At 67.5% G+C, this 18,226-nt stretch carries 17 protein-coding genes, 1 tRNA gene and 2 rRNA genes (1 of these 20 only partly in view); 9 read left to right on the top strand and 11 right to left on the bottom strand.

Annotated features, from left to right (window positions below; genetic code table 11):
• Window positions 1-26: 26 nt before the first annotated feature.
• A complete protein-coding gene (locus AFR_RS01065; RefSeq protein ID WP_148307838.1) occupies window positions 27-293 on the bottom strand; it encodes a hypothetical protein in 267 nt (88 codons plus the stop codon).
• Window positions 294-505: 212 nt separating this feature from the next.
• On the opposite strand from AFR_RS01065, the gene AFR_RS45765 reads away from it, so the two are divergent.
• From AFR_RS45765 to AFR_RS01045, 4 genes are all read left to right on the top strand, one after another.
• Window positions 506-1,774, top strand: coding sequence for a calcium-binding protein (locus tag AFR_RS45765; RefSeq protein ID WP_023357434.1), 1,269 nt, complete (start codon window positions 506-508; stop codon window positions 1,772-1,774).
• A gap of 194 nt (window positions 1,775-1,968) precedes the next feature.
• A tRNA-Lys gene (locus AFR_RS01055) sits at window positions 1,969-2,043 on the top strand.
• A gap of 198 nt (window positions 2,044-2,241) precedes the next feature.
• Window positions 2,242-2,589, top strand: a complete 348-nt coding sequence (locus AFR_RS01050; protein ID WP_148307837.1) for a hypothetical protein — start codon at window positions 2,242-2,244, stop codon at window positions 2,587-2,589.
• Between the two features lie 124 nt (window positions 2,590-2,713).
• Window positions 2,714-3,643 (top strand): phosphotransferase, encoded by a 930-nt coding sequence (locus AFR_RS01045; protein ID WP_041840498.1) that lies wholly within the window; start codon window positions 2,714-2,716, stop codon window positions 3,641-3,643.
• 56 nt (window positions 3,644-3,699) lie between these two features.
• Here AFR_RS01045 and AFR_RS01040 read toward each other — a convergent pair whose 3' ends face one another.
• From AFR_RS01040 to AFR_RS01020, 5 genes are read right to left on the bottom strand one after another with little or no spacing between them, the layout of a single operon-like run.
• On the bottom strand, window positions 3,700-3,987 hold the full coding sequence (locus tag AFR_RS01040) for a hypothetical protein (RefSeq protein ID WP_023357431.1): 288 nt from the start codon (window positions 3,985-3,987) through the stop codon (window positions 3,700-3,702).
• 37 nt (window positions 3,988-4,024) lie between these two features.
• Entirely contained in the window at window positions 4,025-4,297 is a 273-nt protein-coding gene (locus tag AFR_RS01035; protein ID WP_023357430.1) for a DUF4235 domain-containing protein, read from the bottom strand.
• A complete protein-coding gene (locus AFR_RS01030) occupies window positions 4,294-4,617 on the bottom strand; it encodes a DUF3618 domain-containing protein (protein ID WP_023357429.1) in 324 nt (107 codons plus the stop codon). Before AFR_RS01030 ends, AFR_RS01035 begins: the two co-directional genes overlap by 4 nt.
• Window positions 4,614-5,030: a phage holin family protein gene (locus AFR_RS01025; protein ID WP_023357428.1), complete on the bottom strand. Its 417-nt coding sequence runs from the start codon at window positions 5,028-5,030 to the stop codon at window positions 4,614-4,616. The genes AFR_RS01030 and AFR_RS01025 overlap by 4 nt, the downstream gene beginning before the upstream one ends.
• Before the next feature lie 19 nt (window positions 5,031-5,049).
• Entirely contained in the window at window positions 5,050-6,114 is a 1,065-nt protein-coding gene (locus AFR_RS01020) for a YihY/virulence factor BrkB family protein (RefSeq protein WP_023357427.1), read from the bottom strand.
• 157 nt (window positions 6,115-6,271) lie between these two features.
• Here AFR_RS01020 and AFR_RS01015 point away from each other — a divergent pair, with 157 nt between their 5' ends.
• Window positions 6,272-7,045, top strand: coding sequence for a TetR/AcrR family transcriptional regulator (locus tag AFR_RS01015; protein ID WP_023357426.1), 774 nt, complete (start codon window positions 6,272-6,274; stop codon window positions 7,043-7,045).
• A 105-nt stretch (window positions 7,046-7,150) separates the two neighbouring features.
• Window positions 7,151-7,903: a PRC and DUF2382 domain-containing protein gene (locus AFR_RS01010; RefSeq protein WP_023357425.1), complete on the top strand. Its 753-nt coding sequence runs from the start codon at window positions 7,151-7,153 to the stop codon at window positions 7,901-7,903.
• A gap of 12 nt (window positions 7,904-7,915) precedes the next feature.
• On the opposite strand, the gene AFR_RS01005 is transcribed toward AFR_RS01010, so the two are convergent.
• Complete coding sequence (locus AFR_RS01005; protein ID WP_023357424.1) at window positions 7,916-9,046, bottom strand: glycosyltransferase; 1,131 nt, start codon at window positions 9,044-9,046, stop codon at window positions 7,916-7,918.
• Window positions 9,043-10,182: a glycosyltransferase family 4 protein gene (locus AFR_RS01000; RefSeq protein ID WP_041841642.1), complete on the bottom strand. Its 1,140-nt coding sequence runs from the start codon at window positions 10,180-10,182 to the stop codon at window positions 9,043-9,045. The genes AFR_RS01005 and AFR_RS01000 overlap by 4 nt, the downstream gene beginning before the upstream one ends.
• Window positions 10,183-10,325: 143 nt before the next feature.
• Here AFR_RS01000 and AFR_RS00995 point away from each other — a divergent pair, with 143 nt between their 5' ends.
• From AFR_RS00995 to AFR_RS00985, 3 genes are read left to right on the top strand one after another with little or no spacing between them, the layout of a single operon-like run.
• Window positions 10,326-12,119, top strand: coding sequence for a LamG-like jellyroll fold domain-containing protein (locus AFR_RS00995; RefSeq protein WP_041840497.1), 1,794 nt, complete (start codon window positions 10,326-10,328; stop codon window positions 12,117-12,119).
• Window positions 12,120-12,145: 26 nt separating this feature from the next.
• Window positions 12,146-12,955, top strand: a complete 810-nt coding sequence (locus AFR_RS00990) for an alpha/beta fold hydrolase (protein WP_023357421.1) — start codon at window positions 12,146-12,148, stop codon at window positions 12,953-12,955.
• Window positions 12,952-14,337, top strand: coding sequence for an FAD-binding oxidoreductase (locus AFR_RS00985; RefSeq protein ID WP_023357420.1), 1,386 nt, complete (start codon window positions 12,952-12,954; stop codon window positions 14,335-14,337). The genes AFR_RS00990 and AFR_RS00985 overlap by 4 nt, the downstream gene beginning before the upstream one ends.
• On the opposite strand, the gene AFR_RS00980 is transcribed toward AFR_RS00985, so the two are convergent.
• The 3 genes from AFR_RS00980 to AFR_RS00970 all read right to left on the bottom strand — a co-directional run.
• Window positions 14,334-15,152 carry a hypothetical protein gene (locus tag AFR_RS00980; RefSeq protein ID WP_148307836.1) on the bottom strand — a complete coding sequence of 273 codons (819 nt, stop codon included), beginning with the start codon at window positions 15,150-15,152 and terminating at the stop codon, window positions 14,334-14,336. The genes AFR_RS00985 and AFR_RS00980 overlap by 4 nt on opposite strands.
• A 111-nt stretch (window positions 15,153-15,263) precedes the next feature.
• Window positions 15,264-15,380 (bottom strand): 5S ribosomal RNA (gene rrf / locus AFR_RS00975).
• Window positions 15,381-15,476: 96 nt separating this feature from the next.
• Window positions 15,477-18,226 (bottom strand): 23S ribosomal RNA (locus AFR_RS00970) (it continues 361 nt past the right edge of the window).

The raw sequence follows: 18,226 nt of genomic DNA, 5'->3' as shown, positions 1-18,226 counted from the left end.
CTCCCTCCCAGTTTTCTACCACCTGGTCAGGATTGCCGCTTCCGCCCTTTCCACCAGGCGACGGCGGCGACCGTACCCAGGACGGCGGCCAGAGCGAGCTTGAAGCCCAGCTTGCCGAAAGCCAGAAAACCGAGCGCGCGCACCACTCCGGAGGTCCACCAGGACGCCTCGGTCAGCCGTCCCCAGTCGGCCCGGAACTGCCAGTCGATGATCCACCAGCCGAGCACGACGAGTCCCAGACCGGCGACACCGGCCAGCACGGCGGCGAGGATGAGATGCCTTTTCTCGTTCACCACATCAGCGTATTTTCGCCCCGGTGTCCGAGTCATCGGTCCGCCGGCCGAGAACCTTCTATATCCAAGGGAATGGTTCCCGTCCAGAGGGATCCGTCTATCCACTCTCGACCTTTCGGACGATCTTGATTCGCCGTTCGAGCTAGTGCGCGGCCCCCGTACGATCGCCACCGATCACCGCATCACACACGTTCAATACGGGGGTTTTCTGCATGTCCGTGTTCCACCGCAAGGCACTGCTCGGCCTCGGCGTCACCGCCGCCGCTGTCGCCTCCACCGGCCTCTTCGCGATGCCCGCCCAGGCGGCTTCCGCAGGCGCGGCCAAGGTTGTCGGCTCGTCCACCGTGCAGTTCAACGCCTTGATGGGTAAGACCAACGGGCTCACCATCACCATCTCCGGCCGCACCGTCACCCTGAACGACAAGGTCGCCATCAAGGCCGGCAAGGGCTGCAAGGCGGTCAAGGGCGACAAGACCAAGGTCAAGTGCACGACGTCGAAGAAGACGACGAAGTTCAGCATCGCCCTCGGCGACAAGAACGACTGGGTCAAGAACAACACGTCGGTCTACATGCTGACCGACGGCGGCTCCGGCAACGACAGCCTCACCGGCGGCTCCGCGGGCGACCAGCTCCAGGGCGGCTCGGGCAACGACAACCTGTACGGCAAGGGTGGCAACGACACCATCTTCGGTGGCTCCGGCACCGACGCCTCCTACGGCAGCAGCGGCAACGACCGCATCGACGCCGGCTCGGGCAACGACAAGGCGTACGGCGACTCCGGCAACGACACCCTCCTCGGCGGCACCGGCAACGACCGCGTCGTGGGCGGCACCGGCAACGACCGCCTCTCCGGCAACGACGGCACCGACATCGTCTACGGCGAGTCGGGCAACGACACCATGTGGGGCGACGCCGGCAACGACTCCCTCAACAGCGGCACCGGCAACGACGAGGTCTCCGGCGGCGCCGGCAACGACTCCCTCTTCGGCGACACCGGCGACGACATCCTCGTCGCGGGCGCGGGCAACGACCGCGAGTACGGCGCAGCAGGCGCCGACATCCTCGTCGGCGACGCCGGCGACGACCAGCTCCACGGCGAGTCCGGTGACGACATCGTCCTCGGCGAAGCGGGCAACGACCGCATCACCGGCGGCGACGGCGAGGACATCCTCTACGGCAAGGCCGGCAACGACATCGTCAACGGCAACAACGGCGACGACGCCCTCGTCGGCGAGGACCTGTCCGACGGCGGCATCCAGATCGGCAGCAACTCCGCCACCGACCAGCTTGACGGCGGCAACAACCTCACCATCGACGGCGACTTCTGCCTGGTCCTGGCATCCGGCACGACGGTGAACTGCGAGCTGGTGGGCACCTCCGCCCTCAGCGCGTCCTCGGCCACCGCCACCCCGAACCAGGCGGCCCTGAAGGCCCTGCTGGACGCCAAGTCCCGCGCGGCCACCGCAGCGACGATCAAGTAACAACCACCCGAAGCGTGCCGGTGGGACCGCCCTGGTCCCACCGGCACGTTTTTTTGATAGCAAACGCACCTACCGCCGCTGACGGGCCCGGCAGCCCTCACCGACCCGCTGACAATGCCTTTGAAGTGCGGAAATCGGGCGACACGCCGAGGGGTCAGCGGCGCCTGGCCGCGTGACGGTACCCTGGCAGCCGCGGGCTGCTAGCTCAATGGCAGAGCTGAGGACTTTTAATCCTTAGGTTCCGGGTTCGAATCCCGGGCGGCCCACCAACACCCAAGCCTGCGGTTAGCCGCAACGGCCAGGGCACCCGAGCGGCGTCAGGCACGGGATCCGGGGTGCTCCGGCCGCCTCGCAGCGTCGGTCCCGATACCGGTTCAAGTTGCAGGTCAACAGGCTGTGAACAGCCGGTGATCAAGGATTCTCAAACCGTATTGCGCTTGTTGCCTGTGCGGCGCCAACATGCCCACATGTCTGCTCCCGTCGGCCTCAGCCCAGTTGAGTCATTTGTCCTTGCGGAGGCCGACCCCGAGGCCGCGCTGTGGGAGATCACCGCAGCCTGGACGGCCGACGGCGACGAGGCTGACCGCGTCCAGGCCGTGCCACTCCTCCGAGAAGCAGTCATAGCCTTGGCCGGCTACGGGTTCGTCGCGGTACACGACTTCCCCCTCCGTCCAGCGGACTGGAAGCAAGAGATTCCCGTGCCGGCGGATGGGGTGAAAGCTGCGACCGCCAACGTGCAGTCCTGGCTTTGGCGACCGGCCGGGAGCAGCCTCTTGACCGTCAGCATCACCGATGCGGCAGTCCCGTGGCTGTAGCTGGCCGCGCGGTGATCAGCGGTGCCGGGACAGCATGGAAGCACCGCAACGAACCAGCCCTCAGCGGCCCGAGAGGTGCGGTCGTGGATTGCTGCCCTGCGTATCAACTGCAATCGTCGCGACGGTGACCACGGACCAGCCGATTCGGCGACCGCGGCTGGCGGACAGCCCGGACGATGTTCGAGCGGTGATCCAGGACCTGCTCGGCAGTGCGATTGTTGCCGAGCACCCCGCCCGAGCAGGGTTCACACCGTCTGCGGCGTCGGTCGTGGTCGGCAGCAAGGGGAACAGGCTGTTCGTCAAGGCCGCGCCGGTGGGCGAAGGCCTTGGTGAAGCTGTGGAAGCCGGGGTGGCATTGGCACAGGTGGCCGACGAGCTCGGCCCACTTCTCGTCGGGTCGGCCACTGTCAAGGAATGGCGGGTGGCGGCGTACGAGGTTGTCGAGGGCGAACCTGTGAAGTGGTGGGAAGCCGCCGACCACCCGCGGCTGCTCGAGGTGCTGCAGCGCATGCGCGAGGTGATGGACCCGTGCCCGGTCGCCGGCACTTCTTCGTACGCTGAGGCGTTTTTGCCCATGCTCGGCACCTGGCAGGCGCTGAACAACAACGCCGGCCCGGCCAGCATCGGGCGGCCGTTACCCGTGGACCTTCCCGTCCCGCTGCTCGCCGAGATGGAGAGCAGATGGCTTGACGTCCTCGGTGGCGGCTCAGCCCTGCACCACGGTGATCTGCGACGGGACAACGTCATCCGCGAGCGCACCGGGCGGCTGCGGATCGTGGACTGGACGCACCTCTGGACGGCACCGGGATGGATGGATCTGATCCGGCTGGCTCCCGACGTGGCCGCGTGCGGTCACGACCCCGAGCGTCTTCTGCAACGCTCGTGCTGGCGAGATGCGCCCGCAGACGAAGTGAACGTGGCACTTGCCGGGCTTGCCGGCCGGGGCTGGCGGGACGGACACCTGCCTGACATCCCCGGCCTGCCAGGCCTGCGCCGGATGCAACGCGAACAATGTCTCCACACCCTGAGGTGGCTCGAGGCGCGCCTGGCCTGACCCGCACCGCACGCTGCCACCGCATCGGGGGATCAGCGCGCGGCGCGGCGGGCGGGTTACGGCAGTGGTTCGATGAGCGTGTTCGGCGTGGTCGTGGGCTGGCGCCGCGGGGGGCGAGGTGCCGAGGTGCTCGCCGTGACACTCGCCGGTGCTCCGGCGTCCGAGGTGTCTGCGGTTTGTGCGGTGCCGAGGAGGCCCTTGGCCTTCTGCTGGATCTGGGTCACCGTGGGGTGGTCCTGGGCTTTGCGGGCAGCCGCGACGATCTGCTCGTACCTCTCACGGCCGGCTCGGCTGCCGAGCACGTATCCGACGGCGAGGCCGGTGGCGAACTTGAACACCTTCATGCTTGTCCTTTCTTGAAGCTGCGTTGCTGGTGAGGTCTCAGGCCGGCCACTGGCCGGTGGCTTTCCTGATGCCGGCGGCGCCGGCGCGGTCGACGGTGGCCTTGACGGCCGCGAAGATCGCGCCCTGGATGGCGGCGGCGATGAGGATTTCCGGCCAGCCGCGGTCCTCGTCGGTGGCGTTGGGTGCGTCGTCGTCGTTGCCGACGATCTTCCAGACCTGTTTGAAGATCAGGCCGGAGACGAGTCCGGCGCCCGCGCCGAGCAGCAGCCCGACGGGCTTGTAGGCGATCTTGGCCGCTTTGCCGCTCATGAGCGCTTCCGGCGAGCCACGACGACGATCACGACGAGGGCGGCCACTGCCGCGCCGATCGCGGCCAGGGGAACCGGCCGGCGCACCTGAGCCGGAAGGTCGGAGTCAGCCAGCTGCTGCTTGGCCGTCGAGGCCTTCTGGGAGACGACACCGGCGACCTGAGCGGCCTGATCCTTCACACCGGCCAGCTTCTCCTTGGCGCGGGCCTTGACGTCGGTCTTGGCGGCGAGTTCCTGCACGGTCTCGCCCAGTTCGGCGCGGGTGCGCTCGATCTCGGCGCGCAGCTGCTGCGGGTCGGTGGGGGTGTCCGAACTGGTCATGATGAGCGTCCTTCCCTGACTGCGTTCTTGACGGTCTTTACATCGGCCTGGGTGCTGGCGACGGCGTCGGTGGGCACCGGCGGCACCGCAGCCTGCAGCTTCTGCTTGCCCACGAGGGCGGCGATCCCGGCTGCGGCGACCACAACGACGAGAACGACCAGGAGGGCCAGCCACAACGGCCAGACCAGGTCCAGGAGGACAACCGCGAGGGCGAGGAGCAGGCCCAGCGCGTACATGCCCAGCACGGCGGCGCCGCCGAAGAGGCCGCCGCCGATGCCGGCGCGCTTGCCCTTCTCGGCGAGTTCGAGCTTGGCCAGTGTCAGCTCGTCGCGTACCAGGGTGGAGATCTGCGCGGCCGCCTGGCTGACCAGGTCGGAGGTGGATTCCGCGGACTGCGGGGGGTCGGATGACAAGGTGTTGTCCTTTCGAAGCTCAGTTGGTGCTCAGGCCCTGTTCGCTGCCCGGCTTGATCTTGCGGTCGTCGCGGAGCTCGAGGAACGGCTCGTCGGTGGGGTCGTGGCCTGCGGCGATGGCCCGTCCGCGCTGCAGTTCGGCGTCGAGTTCGGCGCCGAGCAGGATGGCGATGTTGGTGATCCACATCCAGACGAGGAAGGCGATGACACCGCCGACCGTGCCGTACGTCTTGTTGTAGTTGGCGAAGTTGGCCAGGTAGAGCGCAAACGCGGCGGAGGCGAGGATCCAGAGCACCACGGCGAAGACGCCGCCGGGGCTGACCCAGCGGAAGGCGCCGGTCTTGGCGTTCGGGGAGGCCCAGTAGAGGATCGCGAACATCAGGCTGACCAGCATCAGCAGGACCGGCCACTTGGCGATGTTCCAGGTCAGCACGGCGGCCGAGCCCAGGCCGATCTTGTCGCCGACGATCTCGGCGAGGTCGCCGGTGAAGATGACGATCGCCGCGGAGATGATCAGCATCAGGCCGACCACGGCCGTGACGCCCACGCGGATCGGCAGTGTCTTCCAGATCGGCCGGCCCTCGGGGACGTCGTAGACGGCGTTGGACGCGCGCATGAACGCTGCCGTGTAGCCGGAGGCGGACCAGAAGGCGGCGACGATACCGATGATGGCCGCGAGGCCGGCGGTGCCGGGGTCCTTGACCTGGTCCAGGACGGTGCCGACCAGGTTCTGCAGCTGCGGGTTGGGGGCGAGCTCCCGCACCGCGTCCTGCACGGTCTGCTGCCCGTTGCTGCTGAGCATGCCCAGCAGGGACACGATGACCAGCAGGCCGGGGAAGATGGACAGCACCCCGTAGTAGGTCAGCGCGGCGGCCCAGTCGGTGATGTTGTCCTGCGAGAACTGTTTGACGGTGCGCTTGAGCGCACCGAAGAGCCCCTTGCCCTTCAACTGGGCGGGACTGTCCGGCCCGGCGTCGGGCGAGGGCGCGGACAGATCGTTGGGTCTGTCGTCCCCGGTACGGGTCGTGGCGACCGCATCAAGATCGATGTTGTCGCCGCGGCCGGATTTCTGATCAGAACTCATGGCGTGCCTCCTGCACCAGCGCTTCCCGCTCCGACCATTCCCTAATCCTCTTGTCGATAATTCAACTCATCATCGAACGAGGTGTCGTTTATGTTCTAAACGCGTACACGAATAAGCCTCATGTCGGCGGCGGGCCCGGCCGTGGGAGGCTTGGGGCGTGACGAAGGATCCGGACACCCCGCAGGAGCGCGGCGACGCGGTCGCGGCCGTCCCCGCGCCCACCGGCACGGCCGGGTCAGGACGCAGCGGGCTGGATCAGCGGCGCATCATCAGCGCGGCGGTGCGGTTCATCGACGAGAACGGCCTGCGCATGCTGACCATGCAGCGCCTGGGCGCCTATCTCGGCGTCGAGGGCATGGCGCTGTACAGGTACGTGCCGGGCCGCGAAGCACTGCTGGACGGGGTGGTCGAGGCCGTCGTCGACGAGCTGTTCAGCGACCCGAACGTGCACCTCGAAGCCCACGCCGGCTGGGTCGACTACCTGCAACGCCTGGCCCACGGCCTGCGCCGGATCGCCCTGACCCACCCCGAGGTCTTCCCTCTGGTCGCGACCCGCCCACCGGCAGCGCCGTGGGTCCGCCCACCGCTGCGCAGCCTGCGCTGGATCGAGTCCCTGCTCGAGGTGATGACCGACGCCGGGTTCTCCGACGAGAACGCCGCCGCCGTCTACCGGGCCTTCAGCAGCTTCCTGCTCGGGCACCTGCTCCTCGAGGTGTCCGCCCACGGTGTGGAGACCGGACCGGTCGAGGAACCCGACGTGTCGCCGATCGAGGACCTCAGCAACTACCCGATCCTGCAGCGCCTCGAGCCGCATCTGTCCATCGACGTCGCCGCCCAGGATTTCGAGGAAGCCCTCGAGGCGCTCCTCGACCGCGTCGCTCTGCTGCTACCGCGCCGCCGCCGACCCCCACGCCTGACCGAAGAAAAGTAGGCCGCCGACCTCGTTTATGTCCTAAACGGCCGGGCACTCTCACGTCGTCAAGCTGATCGGAGCAGGCTTTCGATCGTGAGATGGATCCCCCGAAAGGACTCAATCGTGATCACGCAGAACGACCTCGCCCGGCTTCCCGGCACTGATGTCTACGACACCGACGGCGCCAAGGTCGGTACCGTCGGCCAGGTCTACCTCGACGCCACGAGCGGCGACCCCGAGTGGGTGACCGTCAAGACGGGGCTGTTCGGCACCAAGGAAACCTTCGTCCCCCTGCAGCGCGCGAACGTCACCGACGACCGGGTCACCGTCGCCTACGCCAAGGACCAGGTCAAGGACGCCCCGCGCATCGACGCGGACGGTCCGATCTCCTACGTCGAGCAGGACAAGCTCTACAACCACTACGGCCTGGCGACCAGCCAGGACAGCAGCGGTTACACCGGCGACGCCGGACACCAGGACCGCGACACGACGCGCGATGACGATGCGATGACCCGCTCCGAGGAGCGCCTGGTCGCCGACACCCGCACCGAGGAGGCCGGCAAGGTCCGGCTCCGCAAGTACGTCGTCACCGAACACCAGCAGGTCACCGTGCCCGTCTCCCGCGAGGAGGTGCACCTGGAGCGCGAGCCGATCACGGACGCGAACGCCGGTGACGCCTACGACGGCCCGGCGATCAGCGAGGCCGAGCACGAGGTGACCCTGCACGCCGAGCGGCCGGTGGTCAACACCGAGGCCGTACCGGTGGAGCGGGTCCGTCTGGGCACCGAGACCGTCCGTGACCAGGAGACGGTCTCCGGCGAGGTCCGCAAGGAGCAGATCGACTTCGACGGACCCGAGGGCAGCAACCGTCGCTGACCCTTCCGGCGGTCATGCTCGGCGTCGCCGGCCGGTGGACCCGAGCATGACCGCGCCGTCGGCGGTGATGAGCGACAGGAAGCCGGCCACGGAAGCGGACCAAGGGAAGGTCTCGGCCCGCGCCCGGGCCGCAGCCCGGCGATCCGGACGCGCCAGCAACGTCCGCACCGCTGCAGCAAAGGAAGCGTCCGTGGTCGCGGCGATCCCGGCCGTGCCGATCACCTCCGGCAGGGCGCTCGCTGCGCTGGCCACCACCGGCGTACCGCTGGCCAGGGCTTCGAGGGCCGCCAGGCCGAACGTTTCGATCGGCCCGGGCGCCAGCGCGACGTCCGCGGTCGCGAGCAACGCGGCCAGCTCGCCGCGGTCACGCAGGTGGCCGACGAACCGCACCGGCAACCCTTGTTCTGCGGCCGACGCCTGCAGCGCCGGCCGCAGCGGGCCACCACCGGCGACCACCAGGACGGCGGGCACACCCGAGGCCCGGAGCCCGGCCAGCGTCGCCAGGGAGCGCTCCGGCTGTTTTTCCGCCGACAGCCGGCCGCAATGCACCAGGAGTGTGTCGCCCGGGGCAGCCCACCGGCGGCGCAGGGCCGGGTCGTGACGGGCCGGCGAGAACAGATCAAGATCGACACCCAGCGGTACGCGCGCCACGCCGGCCCCCAGGCGTTCGAACTCGGCGGCCGCCCAGCCGGTCGTGCAGACGACACGGTCGTAATCGGCGGCAGTGCGCGCGTTGAGGCGGTCAGCCGTCCAGCGGCCACCGCCGAAGAGGCGCAGCAGGCCGTCCAGGCTCTCGTGGGAGACCATCATGGACGGTACGCCGTGCTGCCGCGCCCACCGCCCGATCCACCGCAGTGTCGTCCGGTCGGACACCTCGACGTGGTCGGGCCGCACCTGGCGCAGCGTCTCGGCGACCCGGCGCCGGTCGAGCAGCACCCGGTATCCGCCCATGCGCGGCACCTCCGGCCCCGGCAATGTGATGATCCGGCCCTGCTCGGTGTCGACGTCGGAATAGCGGGCGCCGGGCACGATCAGCACCGGCTCGTGACCGGCGGCCAGGTACCCGGCGCCGAGTTCCCGCAGGGCGGTCCGCAGTCCGCCGGAGCGGGCCGTGACGAAGTTCGCCAGCCGGACGATTCTCATGCCGCCACCAGCGTCCGGTCCCGTACGGGCTGCAGCGCCGCCGTGTAGTGCCCGATCAGCTCGTCGCCGACGGCCGCCCAGGTCCGCCCCTCGATCGCCACCCGCCCGGCCGCACCGAGCAGCGCGCGCTGCGCCGGATCCGCAGCCAGCGCCGCGATCGCCGCGGTGAAGCCGTCGGCCCGGAACGGCGGCACCAGGTACCCGGTCCGCCCGTCGGCCACCAGGTCGAGCGGTCCACCCGCCGCCGGCGCCACCACGGGCAGCCCACTGGCCATCGCCTCCTGCACCGCCTGCCCGAACGTCTCGTACGGCCCGGTGTGCGCGAACACGTCCAGGCTGGCGAAGATCCGGGCGAGCTGCGCACCGTGACGGGCACCGAGGAACACCGCCTGCGGCAGAGCCCGGCGCAACGCCGCAGCCGCAGGCCCGTGTCCGACCACGACCAGCCGTACGCCGGGCAGCCGGCTCGTCTCGGCCAGCAGATCCACCTGCTTCTCGACGGCGAGCCGCCCGACAAAGCCGACGAGCACCTCACCGTTCGGGGCGAGGGCACGACGGATGCCGGCGTTGCGGTGCCGGGGGTGGAAGCGCACGTCGTCGACGCCGCGCCGCCAGAGGTGCACGTCGCGAACGCCGTGCGCGGCCAGCGCCACCACCGACTCGGTCGACGGCGCCAGCGTCCGGAAGGCAGCGTTGTGGACGGTCCGGATCCACCGCCAGGCGGCCGGCTCGGTCATCCCCACCCGGTACGCCCGGGCGTACGCGGCAACATCGGTCTGGTAGACCGCCACACTCGGCACCTTGGCGGCCCGCGCGGCCGCAGCACCCCACGCACCCAGCACGAACGGGCTCGCCAGGTGCACCACCTCGGTGCCGTGCGCGCGCAGCGCCGCGGAGAGCGCGGGGGTCGGCAGCCCGAGCCGGATCTGCGGGTAACCCGGCATCGGCAGCGACGGGATCCGCACGACGGGATAGGGCAGGTCGTCGGGCACACCACGGCCGCCGGGCGGCGGCTGCGGCGCGATCACCAGCGGGCTGTGCCCGCGGCGAACCAGATGCTCGGCCGTGCGGACGACCGAGTGGGCGACACCGTTGACGTCCGGCAGGAAAGACTCCGTGACCAGCGCGATTCGCATGCGCACACGATGGGCGGCGGTCCCGGTCGCCCGGACCACGGCGTCATGACCGCAGGGGGAACGGTCGGCGACAAGACCGCTGTTCGCCCGGTCTTCGCCTGGCCGCCGCCGGTTGTTGCCACGGCTTCAGCAGAGTGACCGGCGTGGATCGACGGAACCTGCTCCGCGCGGCGATCGCCGCGCCTGCCGTGCCCCTGCTCACCGGAACCGCTGCCGAGGCTGCCGAAGCGGCTGAACGCCGGCCGCGCGCCGACGGTGAACGCTTTGCGCTGGCCGTCCTGCCCGACACCCAGTACCTCTTCGACGCCGACAGCGCCGACCCTGAACCCCTGCGCGAGACGTTCCGCTATCTCCTCGACCAGCGTGACGTCGTGTTCATGACGCATCTCGGCGACGTCACCGAGCACGGTACGCCCGAGGAGATCGGTCTCGCGGGCGAGTGTTTCCGGCGCCTCGACGGGAAACTGCCGTACAGCGTCCTCGCCGGCAACCATGACGTGAACTCGTCCACGGACGACCAGCGCGGCGATTCGGCGTACCTGAAGGCGTTCGGCCCGCACCGGTTCGCCAAGATGCCGACCTTCCTCGGGTCCTCCACCGACGGTTACAACAGTGCACATCTGCTCGACGGTGGTGGTCGGCAGTGGCTGATCCTGGCGCTGGACTGGCGCATCTCGGACGGCGGCCTCGGCTGGGCGCAGGGCATTCTCGACGCTCATCCGCGTACGCCCGCGATCGTCACCACCCACGACCTGGCCTTCGCCGACGACGCCGGGGTGGCGGCCCTGTCCGCGCACGGGCAGCGTCTCTGGGACCGCCTGATCCGCGCCAACGACCAGATCTTCCTCACCCTCAACGGGCACTACTGGCCGCCCGGCCGCACGGTGCTGAAGAACGACGCCGGTCACGACGTCCACGTGCACATCACCAACTACCAGGACCGCTACTACGGCGGCGCCGCGATGATCCGGCTCTACACGTTCGACCTGGCCCGCGGCACGATCGACGTCGAGACCCTCGCGCCGTGGTTCCTCACCCGGCGGCCGGGCGCGCTCACGCCGCTCGAGGCCGAGACGATCGAGCTCACCGGCCCGGCCGACCGCTTCAGCCTGCCGATCGACTTCGACAGCCGGTTCGCCGGCTTCGACCCGCCGCTGCTGCCCGCGCCGCGTCCGCCGCGGTCGGTCGTCGACCGTCACACGGTCGCCTACTGGCGCTTCGACGGTGCCGGCCAGGCGGTCACCGACGGCTCCGCGGTCCGGGACCTCACCGGCAACGGCAACGACCTCACGGTACGCCGGTTGGCGAACAGCGGCCCCGAGGTGCTGAGCCTCTCCGCGGACCACCACGTCGACCAGCCCGCCCACGCCAGTCTGCGGTTCGACGGCGGCAAGGGGCCCGATCGTGGCGCCATCCTGCACACCGGACCGTCCGCGGCGCTCAACAGCATGACGTTCACTTCGGGGTACACGATCGAAGCGTTCATCAAGCTGCCGGATCCGTTCGTCGGTGATCACGCGTGGATGGGGATCCTCAGCTGGGAGGGCCGCAGCGGTGACGCGGGCAAGACCAGCGGCTGGTCACCGCTGGAGTCGACCTGCAGCCTCAACCTGTCCCCGGAACGCTTCCTGCAGTACGTCGTCTATCCGGCCGACCGCGACGCCGACCCGACGTCGTGGAGTCACGCCCTGCCCGTGGGTCGCTGGATGCACGTGGCCGTGGTCAACAACGGGCGGCGCACGGTCGTCTGGATCGACGGCTCGAAGATCGCCCGGAACCCGTCCCAGCCGTCGCACGGCATCGCCACCTCGGGCCGCCCGTTCGTGATCGGCGCGACCTCCTTCGATCTGAAGTACGGCCAGGGCTTCTACGGCTGGATCGGCGACGTGCGGATCACGTCCCGCGCGTTGACTCCACAGCAGTTCCTGAGCGCCTGAGGTGTCCCCGTCGTAGGGTCGGAGACATGCCGACCATCTCCACCAGCGACGGGGTCAACCTGCACTACACCGATGAGGGCAGCGGCCGGCCCGTTGTCCTCATCGCCGGGTTCACCGCTCCGACCGAGTCCTGGGAACTGCAACGGCTGGCCCTGCTGGCCACCGGCTACCGGGTGCTCGCTCTCGACCGGCGCTCGCACGGCCTCTCGGACAATCCCGCGTACGGGCAGCGCATGTCCCGCCACGGCAAGGACGTCCGCGACTTCCTCGACGCCGCCGGGCTCGACGACGTTGTCCTGATCGGCGGTTCGATGGGGGCCAGCACCATCTGGGCCTACTATGACCTGTTCGGCGCCGACCGGGTGCGGGGCATCGTGAGCGTCGACCAGACCCCGAAAATGGTGAACGACGAGGTCTGGAAGAACGGCTTCTACGGGCTGGACCGCCACAACCTCGGCACGTTCTTCGAGGACGGCGTCCCGGACACCGGTCGCGGCCTGTCGGTCACCGAGTCGATGAGGCGGATCGGGCGCCTGATCGAGACGCTCGGCCGGGTGCCGCAGATGAGCGACGCCCGCGCCCCGGAGACCTGGCCGCTGCTGCAGGACCACGCCGAGCAGGACTGGCGGGACGTCGTCGCACGGGTGAGCGTCCCCAGCCTCTTCATCGCGGGCGCGGACAGCCAGCTGTGGCCCAGCGAGCACGCGACCGACGCCGCGGCGACCAACTCGCGGGCAGCCTCACTGGTCCTCGACGACTGCGGCCACGCGGCGAACATCGACCAGCCCGACCTGGTCAACGAGGCGATCGTGAAGTTCCTGGCCGGCCTGCCATGACCGGCTCGCTGGCCACGGACCTGCCGGGCGTCGAGCTCATCACCGACGCCGACGTGCTCGCCTCACTCAGCCACGACGACGCCGAGTGGGCACCCGCGGGCCGGCCGGTCGGCGCGGTCCGGGCCCGCACGACCGAGGAGGTCAGCGCGATCGTCGCCGCCTGCGCGGCCCGCCGGATCCCGGTGGTCGCCCGCGGCGCCGGCACCGGCCTCTCCGGCGGCGCGAACGCCGTCGACGGCGGCCTGGTGCTCGACCTGTCCCGCATGAACAAGATCCTGGAGATCGACCCGGACAACATGATCGCGGTTGTCCAGCCCGGGGTGGTCAACGACGACCTCAAGGCGGCGGTGGCCGAGCACGGCCTCTGGTATCCGCCGGACCCGGCGAGTGCACCCTGGTCGACCATCGGCGGCAACGTCGCCACGAACGCCGGTGGCCTCTGCTGCCTCAAATACGGCGTGACCCGTGACTACGTCCTCGGCCTCCGGGCCGTCGTGGGCGGGCCCGCGGGCGCTTACGGTACGCCGGTACGCCTCGGCCACCGCACCACAAAGGGTGTCGCCGGGTACGACCTGGTCAGCCTGTTCGTCGGCTCGGAGGGCACCCTCGGGATCGTCACCGAGATCACGCTCCGCCTCCGCCCGGCCCGCAAAGCCGCACCGCGTACGGTCGTCGGCGCCTTCGACAGTGTTGTGGCCGCAGGGAACGCCGTCGCCGCGAGCACACGCCTGGGTCTGCTGCCGACCGCCCTCGAGCTCCTCGACCGCGCCTGCCTCCAGGCCGTCGAGGAGTGGAAACACCTCGGCCTGTCCTCGACGGCCGAAGCCCTGCTGCTCGCCCAGATCGACACCCCGGGTGAGGCCGGCCAGGACGAGGCGAACGCCCTCGCCCGGGTCTTCCAGGACGCGGGCGCCCAGTGGGCTGAGCAGTCCACCGACGAGTTCGAGGCCGAGGCACTCTTCGCTGCCCGCCGGCTCGCCTACCCCGCGATGGAACGCCTGGGCCCGGTCCTGACCGAGGACGTGTGTGTTCCCCGCTCGGCCGTGCCGGCGATGCTGGCGTCGATCGAGGAGAGTGCGGCCCGGCACGGCGTTGCCATCGCCACCATCGCTCACGCGGGTGACGGCAACCTCCACCCCCTCATCCGTACGCCCACAGGCGACGAAGCCGCCCGGGAAGCAGCCCAGGCGGCGTTCGAGGAGATCCTGACCGCAGCGATCAACCTCGGGGGTACGGTCACCGGCGAACACGGCGTCGGCCTGCTGAAACGAGGCGGTTTGCGGCAGGAGCTCGAGCCCGCGGTCCTGTCCATGATGCAGGCGGTGAAGCAGACGCTCGACCCCCTGGACCTGTTCAACCCCGGAAAGGTCGTAGGGATCTAGCCGCGGGCAACCGTCAGCGAGGAGACACCACTGGTGGCGTCGACGTCGAAGCGATTGCTCGCCGTGTCCCACCCTGGGGCAACAAACACCGTGCCTCCGGCCACCCCGGTACGGTTCTGCCCGTCGATGGTGACGTCACCGGCACCATTCTTGGTGGCGACCCGGACGGGAGCATCACCGGTGAGGTGAACCAGCAGCTGGCTCGCACCACCGCCGAGGGTGACCCGCTGAGTGCCGGTCGCCGCGGGAAGGGACACCTCGGCACGGCTCGTCCCGGCAGCGAAGTCCACATCACCGCCCGGGCCTCCGGTGAGATCGACGGCCTGGTCACTGGCACCGCCGGCAAGACGGACACCCCACCGGACGTCGTCGCTCAGCACCACCGTGACAACAGCCGGGCCACCGAGCCCGGTGTCCCGCAGCCCGGCCACAACGCTGGAACCGTCGACGTCGACCTTGGGGACAACCTTCGACTCAGCGGGTGTGGAAACCTCGAACAGATCCGTCCCGAGGTCCCCGACTGACACCCGCACCACGTCAGCGCCATTCACCAAGGCAAAGCTGGCGGGTTTGCCGGCGGTGACCTCACCGCCGCGGACGATCCGGTCGGGTTCGCTGGGATCAGCCTGGCCGATGCCGGGCAGACCAAGTCCGTTCCCGGATCCGGGCCACGTCGGCGCCGGCCCGGGAACGCCAGGAGCCTGGTCGTCGGGAAGCACATATCCGGGCTGGTGAGCGGGGTTGTAGTCCCTCCCGCCGCCGTCGGGCGCAGAGCATCCGGCGGCCACGCTCACGGCGAGGGCCAGCACTGCCATCCGTCCTGTACGGACAATCACGTTCGCCTATTACCCAGGTCGTCGCCGGCCTACACAGGGGCGGAAAACAGAAAAGGCCCACCCCGAGGGGTGGGCCTTTCCTTACGTTGAGTCCGGCGGCGTCCTACTCTCCCACACCCTCCCGAGTGCAGTACCATCGGCGCTGGAGGGCTTAGCTTCCGGGTTCGAAATGAGACCGGGCGTTTCCCCTCCGCTATAACCACCGAAACAGCTATCAGCGACACAACCATCCAACCCAAAACAACTTCTTGGGGTGGTTGTTTGCTGTGAATCACACAGTGGACGCGTAGCACAAAGTTTAGGGTAGTTAAGCCCTCGGCCTATTAGTACCGGTCGACTGAACCTATTACTAGGCTTACATCTCCGGCCTATCAACCCAGTAGTCTAGCTGGGAGCCTTACCCACTCAAGGTGGTGGGATACCTCATCTCGAAGCGAGCTTCCCGCTTAGATGCTTTCAGCGGTTATCCCTTCCGAACGTAGCCAACCAGCCGTGCCCCTGGCGGGACAACTGGCACACCAGAGGTTCGTCCGTCCCGGTCCTCTCGTACTAGGGACAGCCCTTCTCAAGTATCCAACGCGCACGGCGGATAGGGACCGAACTGTCTCACGACGTTCTAAACCCAGCTCGCGTACCGCTTTAATGGGCGAACAGCCCAACCCTTGGGACCTGCTACAGCCCCAGGATGCGACGAGCCGACATCGAGGTGCCAAACCATCCCGTCGATATGGACTCTTGGGGAAGATCAGCCTGTTATCCCCGGGGTACCTTTTATCCGTTGAGCGACACCGCTTCCACACGCAAGTGCCGGATCACTAGTCCCGACTTTCGTCCCTGCTCGACCTGTCAGTCTCACAGTCAAGCTCCCTTGTGTACTTACACTCAACACCTGATTGCCAACCAGGCTGAGGGAACCTTTGGGCGCCTCCGTTACCTTTTAGGAGGCAACCGCCCCAGTTAAACTACCCACCAGACACTGTCCCTCGACCCGATCAGGGCCGCAAGTTAGATACCCAAATCCAACAGAGTGGTATTTCAAGATTGCCTCCACCCGAACTGGCGTCCGGACTTCACAGGCTCCCACCTATCCTACACAATTACATTCGGATACCAATGTCAAGCTATAGTAAAGGTCCCGGGGTCTTTCCGTCCTGCCGCGCGTAACGAGCATCTTTACTCGTACTGCAATTTCGCCGGGCCTGTGGTTGAGACAGTGGGGAAGTCGTTACGCCATTCGTGCAGGTCGGAACTTACCCGACAAGGAATTTCGCTACCTTAGGATGGTTATAGTTACCACCGCCGTTTACTGGCGCTTAAGTTCTCCGCCTCGCCCTTACGGGCTAACAGGTCCCCTTAACGTTCCAGCACCGGGCAGGCGTCAGTCCATATACATCGTCTTACGACTTGGCATGGACCTGTGTTTTTAGTAAACAGTCGCTTCCCCCTGCTCTCTGCGGCCATACCACGCTCCACCCGCAAGGGGCTTCACGCGTCCGGCCCCCCTTCTCCCTAAGTTACGGGGGCAATTTGCCGAGTTCCTTAACCACAGTTCGCCCGTCGCCTCGGTATTCTCTACCTGACCACCTGTGTCGGTTTGGGGTACGGGCCGCTCGGAACATCGCTAGAGGCTTTTCTCGGCAGCATAGGATCACTGACTTCACCTGAATCGGCTCGGCATCACGTCTCAGCCTTAATGCACCACGGATTTGCCTATGGCACGGCCTACACGCTTACCCCGGCACAACCACCGGCCGGGATCAGCTACCTTCCTGCGTCACCCCATCGCTAAACTACTACCAACCAGGGTCCCGGTCTCCTCACCATTGACCCGAAGGCCGCCGGCAAATCAAGCGGTTAGCATGGAAAGGTTCGTCTTGGGCGCTCCTTTGCGGGTACGGGAATATCAACCCGTTATCCATCGACTACGCCTCTCGGCCTCGCCTTAGGCCCCGACTCACCCAGGGCGGATTAGCCTGGCCCTGGAACCCTTGGTCATCCGGCGGAAGGGTTTCTCACCCTTCATTCGCTACTCATGCCTGCATTCTCACTCGTGTAGCGTCCACGGCTGGATCACTCCGCCGCTTCACCCGCCACACGACGCTCCCCTACCGATCCACACACCTGAACAAGCCAGTCAAGGATTGAAGCTAAGTTAATATGTGAATCCCACAGCTTCGGCGGTGTGCTTGAGCCCCGCTACATTGTCGGCGCGGAACCACTTGACCAGTGAGCTATTACGCACTCTTTAAAGGATGGCTGCTTCTAAGCCAACCTCCTGGTTGTCTGTGCGACCCCACATCCTTTTCCACTTAGCACACGCTTAGGGGCCTTAGCTGGTGATCTGGGCTGTTTCCCTCTCGACTACGAAGCTTATCCCCCGCAGTCTCACTGCCACGCTCTCACTTACCGGCATTCGGAGTTTGGCTGATTTCGGTAAGCTTGTGGGCCCCCTAGACCATCCAGTGCTCTACCTCCGGCAAGAAACACGCGACGCTGCACCTAAATGCATTTCGGGGAGAACCAGCTATCACGGAGTTTGATTGGCCTTTCACCCCTAACCACAGGTCATCCCCCAACTTTTCAACGTTGGTGGGTTCGGTCCTCCACGCAGTCTTACCCACGCTTCAACCTGCCCATGGCTAGATCACTCCGCTTCGGGTCTAGAACATGCGACTAAAAACGCCCTCTTCAGACTCGCTTTCGCTACGGCTACCCCACACGGGTTAACCTCGCCACATGCCACTAACTCGCAGGCTCATTCTTCAAAAGGCACGCCATCACCCCGAAAGGCTCTGACGGATTGTAGGCGAACGGTTTCAGGTACTATTTCACTCCCCTCCCGGGGTACTTTTCACCATTCCCTCACGGTACTCGTCCGCTATCGGTCACCAGGAAGTATTCAGCCTTACCAGGTGGTCCTGGCAGATTCACGGCAGATTACAGGAGTCCGCCGCTACTCGGGAACACCAAAAAGAGGCCACACATTTTCGTCTACCGGGCTCTCACCGTCTACGGCCGACTTTCCCACGTCGTTCGACTAACATGCGACTTTA

It is taken from the genome of Amorphoplanes friuliensis DSM 7358 (genome assembly GCF_000494755.1).
Taxonomy (GTDB): Bacteria; Actinomycetota; Actinomycetes; order Mycobacteriales; family Micromonosporaceae; genus Actinoplanes; species Actinoplanes friuliensis.
Note: the sequence above shows the minus strand (reverse complement) of the source record. Positions and strands in the feature narration are given on the sequence as shown.